13 protein-coding genes are annotated in these 17,585 nt (G+C 71.7%); 5 read left to right on the top strand and 8 right to left on the bottom strand.

What is annotated here, in order from left to right; genetic code table 11:
* Positions 1 to 49: 49 nt before the first annotated feature.
* The gene (locus AC3YO9_RS14130) at positions 50 to 241 is read right to left on the bottom strand and encodes a ferredoxin (RefSeq protein WP_127782055.1); all 192 of its coding nucleotides are present in this window, start codon (positions 239 to 241) and stop codon (positions 50 to 52) included.
* Positions 242 to 278: 37 nt separating this feature from the next.
* Entirely contained in the window at positions 279 to 1,571 is a 1,293-nt protein-coding gene (locus AC3YO9_RS14125; RefSeq protein ID WP_127782054.1) for a cytochrome P450, read from the bottom strand.
* A gap of 141 nt (positions 1,572 to 1,712) precedes the next feature.
* Here AC3YO9_RS14125 and AC3YO9_RS14120 point away from each other — a divergent pair, with 141 nt between their 5' ends.
* Positions 1,713 to 2,492 carry an enoyl-CoA hydratase/isomerase family protein gene (locus AC3YO9_RS14120; RefSeq protein WP_489983613.1) on the top strand — a complete coding sequence of 260 codons (780 nt, stop codon included), beginning with the start codon at positions 1,713 to 1,715 and terminating at the stop codon, positions 2,490 to 2,492.
* Between the two features lie 57 nt (positions 2,493 to 2,549).
* On the opposite strand, the gene AC3YO9_RS14115 is transcribed toward AC3YO9_RS14120, so the two are convergent.
* From AC3YO9_RS14115 to AC3YO9_RS14100, 4 genes are all read right to left on the bottom strand, one after another.
* A complete protein-coding gene (locus AC3YO9_RS14115; RefSeq protein WP_127782052.1) occupies positions 2,550 to 3,251 on the bottom strand; it encodes a hypothetical protein in 702 nt (233 codons plus the stop codon).
* Positions 3,248 to 3,397 (bottom strand): hypothetical protein, encoded by a 150-nt coding sequence (locus AC3YO9_RS14110; RefSeq protein ID WP_489983612.1) that lies wholly within the window; start codon positions 3,395 to 3,397, stop codon positions 3,248 to 3,250. The genes AC3YO9_RS14115 and AC3YO9_RS14110 overlap by 4 nt, the downstream gene beginning before the upstream one ends.
* 78 nt (positions 3,398 to 3,475) lie before the next feature.
* Positions 3,476 to 4,216, bottom strand: a complete 741-nt coding sequence (locus tag AC3YO9_RS14105) for a tyrosine-protein phosphatase (RefSeq protein WP_127782051.1) — start codon at positions 4,214 to 4,216, stop codon at positions 3,476 to 3,478.
* On the bottom strand, positions 4,213 to 5,874 hold the full coding sequence (locus AC3YO9_RS14100; RefSeq protein ID WP_489983611.1) for a DUF885 domain-containing protein: 1,662 nt from the start codon (positions 5,872 to 5,874) through the stop codon (positions 4,213 to 4,215). The genes AC3YO9_RS14105 and AC3YO9_RS14100 overlap by 4 nt, the downstream gene beginning before the upstream one ends.
* A gap of 87 nt (positions 5,875 to 5,961) precedes the next feature.
* On the opposite strand from AC3YO9_RS14100, the gene AC3YO9_RS14095 reads away from it, so the two are divergent.
* From AC3YO9_RS14095 to AC3YO9_RS14080, 4 genes are all read left to right on the top strand, one after another.
* Positions 5,962 to 7,593: an ABC-F family ATP-binding cassette domain-containing protein gene (locus AC3YO9_RS14095; RefSeq protein ID WP_489983610.1), complete on the top strand. Its 1,632-nt coding sequence runs from the start codon at positions 5,962 to 5,964 to the stop codon at positions 7,591 to 7,593.
* A gap of 253 nt (positions 7,594 to 7,846) precedes the next feature.
* Positions 7,847 to 12,427, top strand: coding sequence for a glutamate synthase large subunit (gene gltB / locus AC3YO9_RS14090; protein WP_489983609.1), 4,581 nt, complete (start codon positions 7,847 to 7,849; stop codon positions 12,425 to 12,427).
* On the top strand, positions 12,420 to 13,868 hold the full coding sequence (locus AC3YO9_RS14085; RefSeq protein WP_127782047.1) for a glutamate synthase subunit beta: 1,449 nt from the start codon (positions 12,420 to 12,422) through the stop codon (positions 13,866 to 13,868). The genes gltB and AC3YO9_RS14085 overlap by 8 nt, the downstream gene beginning before the upstream one ends.
* 46 nt (positions 13,869 to 13,914) lie before the next feature.
* The gene (locus AC3YO9_RS14080) at positions 13,915 to 14,925 is read left to right on the top strand and encodes a sensor domain-containing diguanylate cyclase (RefSeq protein WP_489983608.1); all 1,011 of its coding nucleotides are present in this window, start codon (positions 13,915 to 13,917) and stop codon (positions 14,923 to 14,925) included.
* A 14-nt stretch (positions 14,926 to 14,939) separates the two neighbouring features.
* On the opposite strand, the gene AC3YO9_RS14075 is transcribed toward AC3YO9_RS14080, so the two are convergent.
* Positions 14,940 to 15,944 (bottom strand): diguanylate cyclase domain-containing protein, encoded by a 1,005-nt coding sequence (locus AC3YO9_RS14075; RefSeq protein WP_489983607.1) that lies wholly within the window; start codon positions 15,942 to 15,944, stop codon positions 14,940 to 14,942.
* A 116-nt stretch (positions 15,945 to 16,060) separates the two neighbouring features.
* Positions 16,061 to 17,539: an FAD-binding protein gene (locus AC3YO9_RS14070; protein WP_489983606.1), complete on the bottom strand. Its 1,479-nt coding sequence runs from the start codon at positions 17,537 to 17,539 to the stop codon at positions 16,061 to 16,063.
* Positions 17,540 to 17,585 lie beyond the last annotated feature (46 nt).

Raw genomic sequence — 17,585 nt, 5'->3', positions numbered from 1 at the left:
TGCAACCGGGCCCGAGGCCACCGTGTTCCCCGCGCGCGGAACGTGCTGGTCAGTCCGCCAGCGACAGCGCTCCCGTGGGGCAGGAGCTGACCGCCTCCTCCACCAGCGCGCGCTGCTCGTCCGCGGGTGTGGTGTCCAGGATGTGCAGGTAGCCGTCGTCGCCGATCTCGAAGAGGTCTGGCGCCACCGCCTCGCACATGCCGGTGGAGGCACACGCGTTCTCGTTGAACTCGATCTTCACGGACACTCCTCGGGTTCGGGATCGGGCAGGCGTCGGCTCACCGGGCCGGGGTGAAGCGGACCGGCAGGTGGTTCACGCCGTGGAAGAAGTTACTCCGGGTGGGCAGCAGCTCCCCGCTGACGTGGATGTCGGGCAGGCGGTGCAGCACCTCGTCCCACAGGGCACGGATCTGCTGCCGGGCGAGCTGGCCGCCCAGGCAGTGGTGGATGCCGCCGCCGCCGAAGCTGATGTGGTGGTTGGGGTGGCGGGAGAGATCGAGCCGCTCGGGGTGGTCGAACACCTCGGTGTCCCAGTTGGCGGAGGCGTAGAACATCACCACCTTGTCCCCGGCGGTGATGCGCTGACCGGCCAGCTCGCAGTCGCGGGCGGCGGTTCGGCGGAAGGTCATGATGGGGGTGGCCCACCGGACCATCTCCTCCACCGCCATGGCGATGCGGCCGTCGAAGTCCGCCATCAGCCACGCTCGCTGGTCGGGGAAGTCGTGCAGCGCCTGCATGCCGTGGCTCAGGCTCTGCCGGGTGGTGTCGGTGCCGGCCACCATGAGCAGCCCGAAGAAGGAGATGATCTCCATGTCGGTGAGGCGCTCGCCGTCCACCTCGGCCTGGGTGAGCGCGGTGAGCAGGTCCGGGGTGGGGTTCTCCCGGCGCTGGGCGATGAGCCCGCCGACGTACTCCCGCTGCTCGAGCATGGACTCGAACAGGGTGGGCAGGACCTCGCGCCCACCCATCACCTCCGGGTCGTGCATGCCACCGGCGAACTGCGAGGAGGCGAGGATGCGCTCCCGGTCGGCCTCGGGCACGCCCACCATGTCGAAGATGTTGTAGGCCGGCAGCAGCGCGGCGACGTCGGTGGCGAAGTCGGCCTCACCCTTGGCGGCGATGGCGTCGACCACCCGGCGCGCGTTGGCCCGGATCTGGTCGTCGATGCGCCGTATCTGCTTGGGCGTGAACGCCGCCGTGAGCAGCCGGCGCACCTTGGTGTGCCGCGGCGGGTCCATGGCGATGAACCCCTGGGCCCCGTCGAGCAGCTCCTGGGGCACGGAGTCGAACATGATGCCCTCGCCGGAGAGGAAGTCCTCGTGCCGCTTGGTCACCTCGATGAGGTCGGCGTGGCGCACCACCGCCCAGAAGCCCTGGTCGTTGGGGTCCTCGATGAGCGGCTCCGCGGCAGGGCGGTGCCAGGACACCGGACGCTCGGCCCGCAGCACCGCGAAGACCCGCTCCCGCTCCTGCGCCGTCGCCGACCAGAAGTCCATGGACGACAGGTCCACCTCGTCGTACGGGCGTGCGGCTCGCTCGGCAGCGCTGCCGGTCAGCTCACTGGTGCTCATTGCGCGTGCTCCTCGCTCGTGCGGTGACGCCCATCACCTTTACACCCTTGCCCGCCATGTACAAGCCGAGCCGGCCATCGGTTCCCCGGCCCGGGCCGGCACGGCATGCTGGGCGAAACCGATTGCTACCCAGGAGGTCTGATGTCTGAGTCGGCTGGCTACGTGGAGCACGTGGGACGGGTGCTGCGCTGCACCATCTCCACCGGGGCCAAGGGGTCCTCGCTCAACGACGACGCGCTGCGGGAGGCGGCAGCCGCCATCGGGGCCATCACCCCCGACGACGGCACCGGCGCCATCCTGCTGGTGGGCACCGGGTCCAGCTTCTGCACCGGCGGCGACGTGCGCGCCTTCGCCGCCGCCGAGGACGTCGCGGGCTACGTCGGCGCGGTGGCCCGCAGCTTCCACACCTTCGTGCTCGCGCTCAGCGAGGCACCGGTGCCGGTGGTCGCCGCGGTGCACGGCTGGGCCGCCGGCGCCGGGATGAGCGTGGCGTGCGCGGCCGACCTGGTGGTGGCCGGTCCCGGCACCAGCTTCCGCCCGGCCTACCCGGCGCTGGGCTTCTCCCCCGACGGCGGCATGTCCTGGACGCTGCCCCGCATCATCGGTGCCGCGCGGGCCCGCGACCTGCTGCTCACCGACGGCACCCTCACCGGCCGCCAGGCGCACGAGCTGGGCCTGGTGAGCCGGCTGGTCGCCGACGACGACGTGGCCGAGCACGCGCTGGCGCTGGCCACGCAGCTGGCCCAGGGTCCCACCGGCGCCCTCGGGGCGATCAAGGGTCTGCTGCGCGACGGCAACCACCGGGGCCTGGCCGAGCACCTGGACGCGGAGGCGCAGTCCATCGCGGCCCGCGCGGAGTCCCCGGCCGGCCGGGAAGGGGTGCAGGCCTTCGTGGAGCGACGCACCCCGCGCTTTCACTGAGGCGCTCCCCCTGAGGCCCTTTCACTGCAGCCCTTTCACTGCGGCGCGTGGCTCCGCTCAGCCCGAACCCTTCTGGTCGCCGATCAGCCGGGCCACCAGCGGCACCGCACCCACCTGGGCCGTCACCAGACCGATGACGACGGCGATCCAGCCCCAGTGCGCGGGCGGGCCCTGGGGCAGCAGCAGAGCGGCGGAGTAGAAGCCCACCAGCGCCACCACCCACACGCACAGGGCGGCCCGCATGTGCCGGCGCGCCACCCCGGGAGTGGGGTCGATGCCCAGCTCCCGCAGGTCGGACGGGGGGTGGTCGCGCACCATCTTGCGGCGCGAGGTGTAGCGCTTGGCGTGGGGGTAGCGGGTGGCGAGCATCCGCCGGGCCCGCCGCGCAGCGCCCGGCCGGGCCCACATCGACCACGGCAGCGCCACGGCCTCGATGCGCGCGGCCGCCGCCCGGAAGCCCTGCTCCCCGAGGATGCTGCGGCCCCGCACCGCGACCACCGCGCTCACCTCGTCCACGAACCCGGTGGCGCTGTCCGGGTGGTACCAGCCGTAGAGCCCGCAGCTGCAGTCCCTGTCCGGCGCGCCGTGCTCGGCGCCGTTGCCGCACACCGCCTGCTGCACGCCCCCGCTCCACGGACCGAGCGCGGCCTGCACCAGCGGGTAGAGCCCGTCGCCCTCCAGCCGGAACTGCCGGTAGCCCCGCAGCTCGCCGGGCACCAGCGCGGCGGGGCCGACGAAACCGCCCCGCGCCGTGCTCACCGGGTCCTGCCTGGCCCTTGCCGCGCCGGCTGCTGGTCGGCGTCCGCCGGAGCCTCCGCCGACTCAGGGATGGACACCGGAGCCTCCACCGCCGGCTCCAGCGGCTCGAACTCGACTTCCCGGATCTCCATACCGATGTTGCACATGGGGCGCTCCCTCTGCCGTGGTCAGTCCGGTGTTCCCCTTCGATGATGACTGCGCGAGCCGGACTCGGCCACCACTGCTCAGGTGAGCAGGTTGTCACGCAGAGCGACCAGCTCCGCGTGGGAAAACCCCTGGTCAGCAAGGTAGGCCGCCGCCCCACCCCACCCGTCGAGGTGGGTCAGGAAGCGGCGCATGGTGTCCGGCTCCGCGGCCAGGATCCAGTCGGGCACCGTGAAGGTCTCGCGGAGCTGGGCGCTGGGGCTGCGGAACAGCCGCTCTCGCACCCGCGGCATGTTCGCGGCGGTGGCGGCGTAGTCGGCCACCACCTCCTCCGCGGCCACGCCGAGGGCCTGCAGCACCAGGGCCACGAGGATGCCGGTGCGGTCCTTGCCGGCCGCGCAGTGCACCACCGAGGCCGTGCGGGTCTGGCCCAGCAGGCGCGCAGCAGCCACCAGGTTCGGGCCGCTGTGCTCCAGGTAGCTGGCGTAGTGCGCCGCCAGGTCACCGTCCTGCCCGGCGTCGGCGGCCAGGTCCAGGCGCACCTGGTGCTGGCCCTGCAGCGGCAGGTTGGCAAAGCGCACCGGCCGCTGGGCCAGCGGGCCCCGCCCGTCGCGCTCCACCTCCGCGGCCGCGCGCAGGTCGATGATCAGCTCCAGCTGCAGCTCGTCCACCAGGGTGCGGACGTCGGACTCGGTCAGCTCCGAGAGGCTGTCGGAGCGCAGCAGCCGCCCGCTGCGCACCGTCCGACCGTCAGCGGTGGGCAGCCCGCCCAGGTCGCGGACGTTGACCGCGCCCTGCAGGTCCAGCTCGCGCGGGCTCATGCCGGTGCCCCGGCCGTGCGCAGCGCGTCCACCAGGTCGTCCAGGCCCAGCGAGCCCATGGACAGCGCGGCCATGTGCCAACGCTTGAGGTCGAAGCCGTCCCCCTGCTCGGCGCGGGCCAGCTCCCTGCCCCGCAGCCAGGCCCGCTCCCCCAGCTTGTAGCTGATGGCCTGGCCGGGCATCCCGAGGTAGCGGATCAGCTCGGAGTCGGCGAACTCCGCGCTGCGCCCGCAGTGCAGCCCGAAGAACTCCCGGCCCAGCTCCGGGGTCCACTGCTCGCCGGGATGGAAGTCGGCGTCGTCGGGGATGCTCAGCTGGCAGTGCATGCCGATGTCGATGATCACCCGCACCGCCCGCATCTGCTGGGCGTCGAGGTAGCCGATGCGCTCGCCCGGGGTGCGCAGGTAGCCCAGCTCGTCCATCAGCCGCTCCGCGTACAGCGCCCAGCCCTCCGCGTTGGCGCTGACCATGCCCAGGGTGGTCTGGTACTTGCTCAGCTGTGGGGCCACCAGGATCCACTGCGCCAGCTGCAGGTGGTGGCCGGGCACACCCTCGTGGTACCAGGTGCTCACCAGGTCCCACAGCGGGAAGCGCTGCTGGCCCATGGTGGGCAGCCAGGTGCGGCCCGGGCGGGAGAAGTCCAGCGACGGCGGCGTGTAGTACGGCGCGGCGGCGCCCCCGGCGGGGGCGATCATCGCCTCCACCTTCTGCACCGGCTCGGCCAGGTCGAAGTGGGTGCCGTCCAGCTCGGCCACGGCGGTGTCCATCATCGCCTGCAGCCGCTGGCGCACCTGCTCCACGCCCTCCACCGCCTCGCCCTCGCTGGCCAGCAGGGCCATCGCCTCGGCCGGGGTGGCGCCGGCCCGCACCCGCTGGGCCTCCGCACGGAGGTCGGTGTCGATGCGGGCGAACTCCTCCCACGCCCAGGCGTAGGCCTCCTGCAGGTCCACGTCGGAGCCGGTCCAGTACCGCGCACACCGGGCGTAGCGCTCCGGGCCCACGGTGTCCGGCTCCACCGCGGCGACCGGCGCGTAGGTGTCGCGCAGGAACTCCCGCAGCGCCACGCACGCTCCGGTGGCCTCGTCGGCCGCGGCGGCCAGCCCTGCCGCCATCGACTCCGGTGCCGGGGCGACCAGCTCGGCCCAGTAGCGGCTGTCCAGCCAGGCGGTGAGCTGGTCGATGGCGGTGCTCACCTGCCGCGGCCCCGCGAGCAGCCCCTGCCGCACCCCCTCCCGCAGCGACTCGGTGTACCCGGCGTAGGCGCGCGGCACCGCGGTGAGGCGCAGGCGCACCTGTTCCCAGTCCGCCTCGGTCTCGGTGGGCATCATCGTGAAGATCTCCCGCACCGAGTGCATCGGGGAGAACAGGTTGCGGATGGCCCGCAGGTCCTCGCCGTGCTCGATCTGGGCCAGCTCGGCCTCCAGCCGCTCGCGCAGCAGCGTGGCGCAGCGCGCCTCCACCGGGTCGGTCGCGTCAGCGTCGGCCAGCGCGTCGAGGGTGGCCCGCACCAGCTGCAGCTGCGCGGCGGTGCCGGCCGGGGAGAAGTCGTCCAGCTCGCCGGTGCCGTAGGGCAGCCCCAGCTCGGTGGACACCGTGGGGCTCAGCCGAGCCACCCCGTCCAGGTAGCGGTCCGCAATCTGCCGGGGAGTGTCAGCCATGCCCGCATCTTCCCCGCCCACCTCCCTCCCGCGCACCCCGGCAGCCGCCAGGGCGGGTTCGGCCCGCCAGTACTGTCAGGCCCCACCATGAGCGCAACGCTGCAGACCACCGCCCTCGCCGCCGCCCACGGGGAGCGGACCCTGTTCTCCGACGTCGACCTGGTGGTGGCCCCGGGCGACGTGGTCGGCCTGGTGGGCGCCAACGGGGCCGGCAAGTCCACCCTGCTGCGCATCCTCGCCGGCCTGGACCGCCCCGCCGAGGGCACCGTGGCACTGAGCCCGCCCGACGCCACCGTCGGCTACCTGCCGCAGGAGCCCGACCGGGTGCCCGGCGAGACGGTGCTGGACTTCCTGGGCCGCCGCACCGGCGTCACCGAGGCTGAGCGGCTGATGGACGCCGCGGCGGAGGAGATGGCCACCGGCGGCGGCGAGGACTACTCCGCGCTGCTGGAGCGCTGGCTAGCCCTGGGTGGGGCGGACCTGCCCGAGCGCGCCCAGGCGGTGGTCGCCGACCTCGGGCTGGGCGCCGACCTGAGCGCCCCGATGACCACTCTCTCCGGCGGGCAGGCCGGGCGTGCCGGGCTGGCCTCGCTGCTGCTGTCGCGCTACGACGTGCTGCTGCTGGACGAGCCGACCAACGACCTGGACCTGGACGGGCTGGCCCGCCTGGAGCGCTTCGTCAGCCAGCTCAGCACCCCCGCGGTGATCGTCAGCCACGACCGCGAGTTCCTGGCCCGCACCGTCAACCGGGTGGTGGAGCTGGACCTCGCCCAGCAGCAGGTGGGCCAGTACTCCGGCGGGTACGAGGCCTACCGGACCGAGCGCGAGACCGCCCGCAGGCACGCCCGCGAGGCCTACGACGACTACGCCGACACCCGCTCGGGCCTGGAGGACCGGGCCCGCATGCAGCGCGGCTGGATGAAGGCCGGGGTGGGCAAGGCCAAGAAGTCGGCCAACGACTCCGACAAGCAGAGCCGCAAGTTCAAGGCCGACGCCAGCGAGAAGCAGGCGGCCAAGGCCCGCCAGACCGAGCGGCGCATCGAGCGGCTGGAGGAGGTGGTGGAGCCGCGCAAGGAGTGGGAGCTGCGGATGTCCATCGCCGCCGCCCCGCGCGGCGGCTCGGTGGTGGCCGCGCTGGACAGTGCTGTGGTGCAGCGCGGCGACTTCACCCTGGGTCCGGTCACCGTGCAGGTGGACGTCGGCGACCGCATCGTGCTCACCGGCGCCAACGGCTCCGGCAAGTCCACCCTGCTGGGACTGCTGCTGGGCCGGCTGCAGCCCACCTCGGGCACCGCCCACCTGGGCAGCGGCGTGCAGCTGGGCGAGGTGGACCAGGCTCGGCGAGCCTTCCTGGGCGAGCAGAGCCTGGCCCGCGCGTTCGGCGAGGCGGTCCCCGAGCTGCCCGACGCCGAGGTGCGCACCCTGCTGGCCAAGTTCGGGCTGCGCGGGGCCCACGTGGGCCGCAGCGCCGCGTCGCTGTCCCCCGGTGAGCGGACCCGCGCCGGGCTGGCGCTGCTGCAGGCCCGCGGGGTGAACCTGCTGGTGCTCGACGAGCCCACCAACCACCTCGACCTGCCGGCCATCGAGCAGCTGGAGCAGGCGCTGCAGGACTACGCCGGGACCCTGCTGCTGGTGACCCACGACCGCCGGATGCTCACCACCGTGCGCAGCACCCGCCGCTGGCAGCTGACCGCCGGCCGGTTGCACGACAGCGAGTGACGCGGTGAGTGGTGGGAGTCACTGCCCGTCGTTCTGACTTGGCGCGGAAGGGCTCCCATGACCTAACGTTCCCCTTCGGGCAAAACCCGATTCGATTATTTGCTGACCGGTCTGTTCACGAGCCGCACCGGTCAGCCACCAGAGCGCGGCCCGAGGGCCGCCCGGACTGTGCAGCGTCAGGTATCGTGATCCATCGGGCCAGTGTCGTCCCGAGTGGTGCAATCTCCGTGTTCCCCGCTGCTGAAAGCGACCAATGAGTGAACTGCCTGGCCGGCAAGGCCTGTACGACCCCGCCAACGAGCACGACGCCTGTGGTGTCGCCTTCGTCGTGGACATGCACGGCCGTCGTAGCAGAGACATCGTCGACAAGGGCATCGCCGCACTGATCAACCTCGACCACCGTGGTGCTGCCGGTGCCGAGCAGAACAGCGGCGACGGCGCCGGCATCCTCATCCAGGTTCCCGACACGTTCTTCCGTGCCGTCTGCGACTTCGAGCTGCCCGAGCCGGGCAGCTACGCCACCGGCATCGTGTTCCTGCCGCAGGCCGCCAGCGAGGCCGTCGCCGCCGCCGAGCAGATCGAGCAGGTGGTGGTCAGCGAGGGACTCAAGGTCCTGGGCTGGCGCGAGGTTCCGGTGGATCAGTCCTCCCTGGGGGCTCTCGCCCGCGACGCGATGCCGACGTTCCGTCAGCTGTTCATCGCGGCCGAGGATGGCGCTGTTACCGGCATGGACCTCGAGCGCAAGTGCTTCGTGGTGCGCAAGCGGGTGGCCCGCGAGCTGGGCACCGAGGGGCCCGGCCGGGGCCAGGGTCGGGAGACCGCCTACTTCCCCAGCCTGTCCGGACGCACGTTCGTCTACAAGGGCATGCTCACCACCCCGCAGCTGCGCGAGTTCTACCTCGACCTGCAGGACGACCGGATGGACAGCGCGCTCGCGCTGGTGCACTCCCGGTTCTCCACCAACACGTTCCCCTCCTGGCCGCTGGCGCACCCGTACCGGCTCGTCGCCCACAACGGTGAGATCAACACCGTCAACGGCAACGAGAACTGGATGCGGGCCCGCGAGGCGCTGATCAACACCGACAAGTTCGGTGACCTCGAGCGCCTGTTCCCCATCTGCACGCCGGGTGCCTCCGACACCGCACGCTTCGACGAGGTGCTGGAGCTGCTGCACCTGGGCGGGCGCAGCCTGCCGCACGCCGTGCTGATGATGATCCCGGAGGCGTGGGAGAAGCACGCCACCATGGACCCCGCCAAGCGGGACTTCTACCGCTACCACGCCGCGCTCATGGAGCCCTGGGACGGACCCGCCTCGGTGGCGTTCACCGACGGCACCGTGGTCGGCGCGGTGCTCGACCGCAACGGCCTGCGCCCCTCCCGGGTGTGGGTGACCGAGGACGGCCTGGTGGTGATGGCCTCCGAGGTCGGCGTCCTGGACATCGACCCGGAGACCGTGGTCCGCAAGATCCGCCTCAAGCCCGGCCGCATGCTGCTGGTCGACACCGCCCAGGGCCGCATCGTCAGCGACAAGGAGCTCAAGTCCGAGCTCGCTGCCGAGCACCCCTACGGCGAGTGGCTGGCGCAGGGCGTGGTCAAGCTGGCCGACCTGCCCGCCCGCCCGCACGTGCGCAACTCCCACGAGTCGGTGCTGCGCCGGCAGCAGATGTTCGGCTACACCGCCGAGGAGCTGGAGCTGCTGCTGGCCCCGATGGCCACCACCGGCGCCGAGGCGATCGGGTCGATGGGCACCGACACCCCCATCGCCGTGCTGTCCAAGCGTCCGCGGCTGCTGTTCGACTACTTCTCGCAGCTGTTCGCCCAGGTGACCAACCCGCCGCTGGACGCCATCCGCGAGGAGCTGGTGACCAGCCTGGGCAACACCATCGGGCCCGAGGGCGACCTGCTCGACCCCACCCCGGACTCGTGCCGGCACATCATCCTGCCGCAGCCGATCGTGGACAACGACGACCTGGCCAAGCTGATCCACGCCAACGACGACGGGGACCAGCCGCGCTTCCGCTCGGCCGTCATCTCCGGGCTGTACCCGGTGGCCGATGGCGGCCCCGGCCTGGCTGCGGCGCTGGACGACATCCGCCGCCAGGTCTCCGCGGCCATCGCCGACGGCGCCGCGCTGATCGTGCTCAGCGACCGCAACTCCTCCGCCGAGCTGGCGCCGATCCCCTCCCTGCTGCTCACCGCCACGGTGCACTTCCACCTGGTGCGCGAGCGCAGCCGCACCAAGGTGGGCCTGATCGTGGAGGCCGGTGACGCCCGCGAGGTGCACCACATGGCCCTGCTCATCGGGTTCGGCGCCGCGGTGATCAACCCCTACATGGCCTTCGAGACCCTCGAGGACCTGCTCGACCGGGGCCGGCTGCGCGACAACGACCTGACGCTGGACCAGCTGATCCAGAACTACGTCAAGGCCGCGGGCAAGGGCGTGCTCAAGGTGATGTCCAAGATGGGCATCTCCACCCTCGCCTCCTACACCGGCGCCCAGGTCTTCGAGGCCATCGGGCTGTCGGAGGAGCTGGTCGGGGAGTACTTCACCGGCATCACCAGCCGCCTCGGCGGCATCGGCCTGGACGAGATCGCCGCGGACATCGCCGTGCGCCACCGCAACGCCTTCCCGGACCGTCCCGAGGAGCGCGCCTACCGCGAGCTCGAGGTGGGTGGCGAGTACAAGTGGCGCCGCGAGGGCGAGTACCACCTGTTCAACCCGGACACGGTGTTCAAGCTCCAGCACTCCACCCGCGCCGGGCGCTACGACGTCTTCAAGGAGTACACCGCGCTGGTGAACGACCAGGCGGAGCAGCTGGCGTCGCTGCGTGGGCTGTTCCGGCTGCGCACCGACGAGCGCGAGCCCATCTCCATCGACGAGGTGGAGCCGGCCAGCGAGATCGTCAAGCGCTTCTCCACCGGCGCGATGAGCTACGGCTCCATCTCCGCCGAGGCGCACGAGACCCTCGCCATCGCGATGAACCGCCTCGGCGGCAAGTCCAACACCGGTGAGGGTGGCGAGGACGTCGCGCGGTTCACCGCCGACGCCAACGGCGACCTGCGCCGCTCGGCCATCAAGCAGGTGGCGTCGGGCCGCTTCGGGGTCACCTCGGAGTACCTGACCAACGCCGACGACATCCAGATCAAGATGGCCCAGGGCGCCAAGCCCGGCGAGGGTGGCCAGCTGCCCGCGCACAAGGTGTACCCGTGGGTCGCCAAGACTCGGCACTCCACGCCTGGCGTCGGGCTCATCAGCCCGCCGCCGCACCACGACATCTACTCGATCGAGGACCTGGCCCAGCTGATCCACGACCTGAAGAACGCGAACCCGTCCGCACGGGTGCACGTGAAGCTGGTCTCGGAGATCGGCGTGGGCACGGTCGCCGCCGGGGTGTCCAAGGCGCACGCTGACGTGGTGCTCATCTCCGGCCACGACGGTGGCACCGGCGCCACCCCGCTGACCTCGCTCAAGCACGCCGGCACCCCGTGGGAGCTGGGCCTGGCCGAGACGCAGCAGACGCTGCTGCTCAACGGCCTGCGGGACCGCATCGTGGTGCAGGTGGACGGCCAGCTCAAGACAGGCCGCGACGTGGTGGTCGCCGCCCTGCTGGGCGCGGAGGAGTTCGGCTTCGCCACCGCCCCCCTGGTGGTCTCCGGCTGCATCATGATGCGGGTCTGCCACCTCGACACCTGCCCGGTGGGCGTGGCCACGCAGAACCCGCTGCTGCGCGAGAAGTTCAACGGCAAGCCCGAGTTCGTGGTCAACTTCTTCACCTACATCGCCGAGGAGGTCCGCGAGCTGCTCGCCGAGCTCGGCTTCCGCAGCATCGAGGAGGCCGTTGGCCACGTCGAGATGCTGGACACCACCGGGGCGATCGACCACTACAAGGCCGCCAAGCTGGACCTGACGCCGATCCTGCACCAGCCGGAGTCGGCCTTCATGAACCAGGACCTGCACTGCACGGGCACCCAGGACCACGCGCTGGACAAGGCGCTGGACCAGCGGCTGATCGCGGAGAGCCAGGAGGCCCTCAACCACGGCACCCCGGTGCAGATCTCCACGGAGATCAACAACGTCAACCGCACCGTGGGCACCATGCTGGGGCACGAGGTGACCAAGCTCTACGGCGGCGCGGGGCTGCCCGACGGCACCATCGACATCACCCTCACCGGCTCCGCCGGGGTGAGCATGGGGGCGTTCCTGCCCCGCGGCATCACCCTGCGGCTCTTCGGCGACGCCAACGACTTCGTCGGCAAGGGTCTCTCCGGCGGGCACGTCGTGGTGCGTCCGCCGCTCAACTCGGCCAAGGGCTACGTGGCCGAGGACAACACCATCGCCGGCAACGTGCTGCTCTACGGCGCCACCAACGGCAAGGCGTTCGTCCGCGGACTGGTGGGTGAGCGGTTCGCGGTGCGCAACTCCGGCGCCACCGCGGTGGTCGAGGGCGTGGGTGACCACGGCTGCGAGTACATGACCGGCGGCAAGGTGGTCATCCTCGGTGAGACCGGGCGCAACTTCGGTGCCGGCATGTCCGGCGGCGAGGCCTACGTCTACGACCCCGAGGGCGTCTTCCCCGCCGACCTCAACCGCGAGATGGTGGACCTGGAGGAGGTCGGCGCGGACAGCGAGTGGCTGCGCGAGATCATCGAGGAGCATCGCTCCTGCACCGACTCCGACGTCGCCACCCGGATCCTGGCCGACTGGCCCAACCAGGTCGGACACTTCGTCAAGGTCATGCCCCGCGAGTACAAGCGGGTGCTGCTGGCGATCGAGACTGCACAGAAGGATGGAAGCAACGTGGACGAGGCAATCATGGCGGCCGCTCGTGGGTGACGTGCGCGGTTTCCTGAAGCACGAGCGGGAGCTCCCCACCCGGCGGCCGGTCGAGCTCCGCCTGCTGGACTGGAAAGAGGTGTACGAGGAGTTCCAGGACGACCGGCTCCGCACCCAGGCCAGCCGGTGCATGGATTGCGGAATCCCGTTCTGCCACAACGGTTGTCCGCTGGGCAACCTGATTCCGGACTGGAACGACCTGATCTACAAGGACGAGTGGTCCGAGGCCAACGTCCGCCTGCACGCCACCAACAACTTCCCGGAGTTCACCGGGCGGCTGTGCCCGGCGCCGTGCGAGGCCGCCTGCGTGCTGGGCATCAACGACGACCCGGTCACCATCAAGCAGGTGGAGGTCGAGATCATCGACCGCGCCTTCGACGAGGGTTGGGTCAAGCCGATCCGGCCGACCAAGCTGACCGCCAAGTCGGTGGCCGTCGTCGGCTCCGGGCCGGCCGGCCTCGCCGCGGCCCAGCAGCTGACCCGGGCCGGGCACACGGTGACGGTGTTCGAGCGGGCCGACCGCATCGGCGGCCTGCTGCGCTACGGCATCCCCGAGTTCAAGATGGAGAAGCGCCACATCGACCGGCGCCTGGAGCAGATGACCGCGGAGGGCACCCAGTTCCGCACCAGCGTCAACGTCGGGGTGGACATCACGGTCGAGCAGCTCCGCGAGGACTTCGACGCAGTGGTGCTGGCCGGCGGAGCCACCCAGTGGCGCGACCTGCCCATCCCCGGTCGTGAGCTCGAGGGCATCTACCAGGCGATGGAGTACCTGCCCCCGGCCAACCGGGTGCAGCAGGGCGACCTCGAGGTCTCCCCCGTCTCGGCCTGGAAGAAGAAGGTCGTGGTGATCGGTGGCGGTGACACCGGCGCGGACTGCCTGGGAACTGCGCTGCGCCAGGGCGCGGAGACGGTGCACCAGTTCGAGATCATGGCCAAGCCGTCGGCACAGCGCGACGTCAGCACGCCGTGGCCGACCTACCCGCTGATCTTCCGCACCTCCTCGGCCCACGAGGAGGGCGGCGAGCGGGTGTACGCCGTCAACACCGAGGAGTTCATCGGCCAGGACGGCAAGCTCACCGGCCTGCGCGCGCACGAGGTGGTGATGGTGGACGGCAGGTTCACCAAGGTCGAGAACAGCGACTTCACGCTGGACTGCGACATGGTGCTGCTGGCCATGGGCTTCACCGGTCCGGAGAAGACCCCGCTGATCGAGGACCTGGGCGTGGAGCTCACCGAGCGCGGCAACGTCGCTCGCAGCACGCAGTGGGCCAGCACGGTCGACGGGGTGTTCGTGGCCGGTGACATGGGCCGCGGTCAGTCGCTGATCGTGTGGGCCATCGCCGAGGGTCGCGCGTGCGCGGCTGCGGTGGACACCTTCCTGGAGGGCGAGACCGCTCTGCCCTCCCCGGTGACGCCGACCACCCAGCCGCAGCGCTGACCAGCGAGGTTGTGAAGATCCTCGCTCGTCCTCGACACTGAGCCCCATGACCGCCCGCCCTGCACGTCCCCCGACGAGCAGGGCGGGCGTCGTGCTTCCCGCCCTCTCCGCGAACATGCGCTTCGACGAGGCGAGCCACGCGGTGGTGGCCTACCTGCAGGCGACCATCCCGATGGGCTTCTGGTCGGTCACCCGCTACGACGGCGAGCGCCAGGTCTACCTGGAGGTGGACGCCCCCGACTACGGCACCGCGGTCGGCGACTCGGTGGCGTGGTCAGAGTCGTTGTGCCAGCACGCCGTTGCCGGTGACGCGCCGGAGGTGGCCCCGGACGTGGAGCAGGTGGAGATCTACCGCACCGCCGCGGTGCGCGAGACCGTGGCCATCGGCGCCTACATCGGGGTACCCATCTACCGCGGCAACGGTGAGCTCTACGGCACCTTGTGCGGCCTGGACCCCGCACCGCGGGGCGCCGAGCTCACCGACCACCACCCGTTGCTGCGCCTGCTCACCGGCCTGCTGGGCACGGTGCTGGAGGCCGACCTGGAGCACACCGCCATCGAGCGCGACCTGGAGCGCGCCGAGCTCGCCGCGGAGACCGACGCGCTGACGGGGCTGCTCAACCGGCGCGGCTGGGACCGGGTGCTGACCATGGAGGAGGACCGCTACCGGCGCTTCGGCGATGCCTGCACGGTGGTGGTGGTGGACCTGGACGACCTCAAGGTGGTCAACGACAGCCAGGGCCACGACGCTGGGGATGCGTACCTGCAGCTGGCCGCGCGGACGCTCACCGCCGCCGTCCGCCCCACCGACGTGGTGGCCCGCCTCGGCGGGGACGAGTTCGGGGTGCTGCTGGACGGCGTGGGCTCCGAGCGGGCGGTCGCCCTGGTGCAGCGCCTGCAGGCCACGCTGGACGAGTGCGGCGCGGCGGGCTCCTGCGGGCACGCTTCGTACACCATCGGCGGCGGCCTCGTCGGCGCCGTGCGGGACGCCGACGCCGCGATGTACGCCCAGAAGCGCACCCGCCGTGGCGCTTCCGCCCGGCACCGGCAGGGCTAGCCGCCCCGCGGGCCTCAGCCCAGCCGGGCGCGGTGCTTGTTGGCGTACATCGCCGCGTCGGCCGCGGCCAGCACCTGCTCCGGGTCGTTGCCGGTGCCCGCCACCGCGCACCCCACGCTCACGCTGATCTCCGAGCTGAGCCCCACCCGCGCGGAGGCGTCCGCACAGGCCTGCTGCACCCGGTCCACCAGCCGGTCGAGCTCCTCCTCCCCCGCGGAGAGGTCCTCGCACAGGATGATGAACTCGTCGCCGCCGAGGCGGGCCACGGTGTCGGAGGGGCGGAGCACCTCGGACAGGCGCTCGGCGATGGCCACCAGCAGGGCGTCACCGGTCTGGTGGCCGAAGCGGTCGTTGACCGCCTTGAAGTCGTCGAGGTCCAGGAACAGCACCCCCACCTGCCGCGCCCGGCGAGCCGGGCTCACCAGCGCGTGGGTCAGCCGGTCCAGCAGCAGCGCCCGGTTGGCCAGCCCGGTCAGCGGGTCGTGCATCGCCAGGTGCGCCAGCTTGGCCCGCTCGGCGGCGAGGCGGTCCTGCAGGTCGTAGCGCTTGACGTCGAACTCCCGGACCATGTGCACCAGGCTGGCGTCGCAGCTCTGCCGGACGATCCGGTACACCTGCCGCAGCAGCTCGTCGTCCACGCCCAGCCGCGCACCCTCCTCGCGGGCCACGCTGATGGTGACGTCGCGCCAGGCCAGGTAGCACCGCGTGATGTCGGCCAGGCCGAAGTTGTCGGTGGCCGACGGCCCGCCGCTGTCGGCCAGCGCGCGGGACTCGCTCGGCGTCGCCCCCTCACCGGTGGCGAGGTAGCGGCCGATGAGCTCGGTGGCCAGCACGCACGGCACCATGATGAGCCGGCTGACCACGTCGGCGGCAACCCCGTCCGGGCGTCGCTCGATGGTCACGGTGGCGGCCACCGTCTCGGCCACGCTCCGGGCCCGGTCGATCAGGGCGTTCCCCAGCGCCCGCTGACCGTCCGCCGCCGACGGAGATACGTCGGCGGTCTCCCCCCGTTGAGTCATGCGGACATCTCCCCCACCACCATTGTGACTACACGTCGTACTTCCAACTTGGACACATCGTGACACACACCTCGGTGCGCGAGGCGCTGACCACTGTGTTTGCGTTGTCCCACTGGTTAATTCGCGCACTCGGCAGCCGCGGTGCAGGTGGTCGCGGCATGGCGTCCCGCGCGGCGGCCGAAGAACGATCCCTCCCCCAGCTGGGTCCCGCTGCAGTAGCCCTTGCCGTCCTGGGCGATGTTGGCCGCGCAGGCGCCGGCGGCGTAGAGCCCGCCGACAGCCTCGCCGTCGGCGGTGAGCACCTCGGCGTCCACCGAGGTGCGCAGCCCACCCATGGTGAAGCCGGCGTAGAGCGCCTTGCCCAGGGAGAGGTCGAAGGCGGCCCACGGGCCGGTGCCCTGCGGGGCGAGCCACTCGGGCGCCTTGTGGAAGTCGGGGTCCTCCCCGCGCTCCGCGTGGGCGTTGTACCGGTCCAACGTGGACTGCAGGTGGCCGGCCGGGATGCCCAGCGCCTGCTCCATCTCCGCCACCGTCTCCCAGCCGTCGATGAACGGCGCCAGCGGGAAGTCCGGGCGCTGCACGTGCTCGGAGTCCACCACCAGGTAGGCCACTGCGCCCGGCTGCTCCAGGGCGAAGGCGGACGTGCGGGAGTGGTAGGAGTCCTCGGTGACGAAGCGCTGCCCGTCGGCGTTGACGATGACCCCGGTGAGCAGCTGGGAGGGTGGGTAGACCGGTGCGGTGATGAACGCCTGGTCCATGTGCAGCGTCTGCCCGCCGGCGGAGATCCCCATCCGCAGACCGAGCCCGTCGTCGTAGGTGCCGCCGAGCACGAAGGGCTTCTCGGCCAGCTGGGGCACGTGCTGGGCCACCATCTCCGGGTTCATCACGAACCCGCCCGCGGCCAGCACCACCGCGCCCGCGCGGATGAAGCCATGCTCGGCGAAGCGCCGCCACCCCACGCCCACCACGCGGCCGTCGGAGTCGGTGACCAGCTGGGTGGCACCGGTCTCGCAGCGCAGCTGCACCCCGAGCTCGTCGGCACGCCGCACCAGCAGGTCGATGACCATCGCCGCTCCACCGGTGTCCCCGGCCACGGGGACCTTGTGGCCGCGGGGGGCGGGCACCGCCTGGTCCCGGTAGGGCCACACCTTCTCGTTGCCGGTGAACATCAGGCCCTCGGTGCCGGGCTGGATCACGGCCTTCTCCGGGTAGTAGCTGCGCTCGAACTCGAAGCCCAGGCCCTCCAGCCAGTCGAAGTGCGCCACGCTGCCCTCGCAGTAGGCGCGGATCTTCTCCGGCTCCGGCTCGCGGGAGACGGCCATCAGGTACTCGTACATCTGCTCGACGGAGTCCTCGTGCCCGGTCGCCTGCTGCACGGCCGTGCCCGCACCGAGGTAGAAGTGCCCACCGGCCAGCGCCGTGGTGCCGCCGGGCACCGCGGCGCGCTCGAGCACCAGCACCCGGGCACCGGCCGCGGCCGCCTCCACCGCAGCACAGCCGCCGCCGATGCCGAACCCGACCACCAGGACGTCGACCTCGTCGGACCACTCCTGCACCGAGCTGGCGGGGACGGTCTCGGGGATCGCAGTCGTCATCGGTGCCTCCAGCAGGGCGTGGAACGAAGAAACTGGTACGTGTTCC

This window comes from Rhodococcus sp. Z6_132 (genome assembly GCF_058133635.1).
This window is presented reverse-complemented; position numbering and strand designations above follow the sequence as displayed.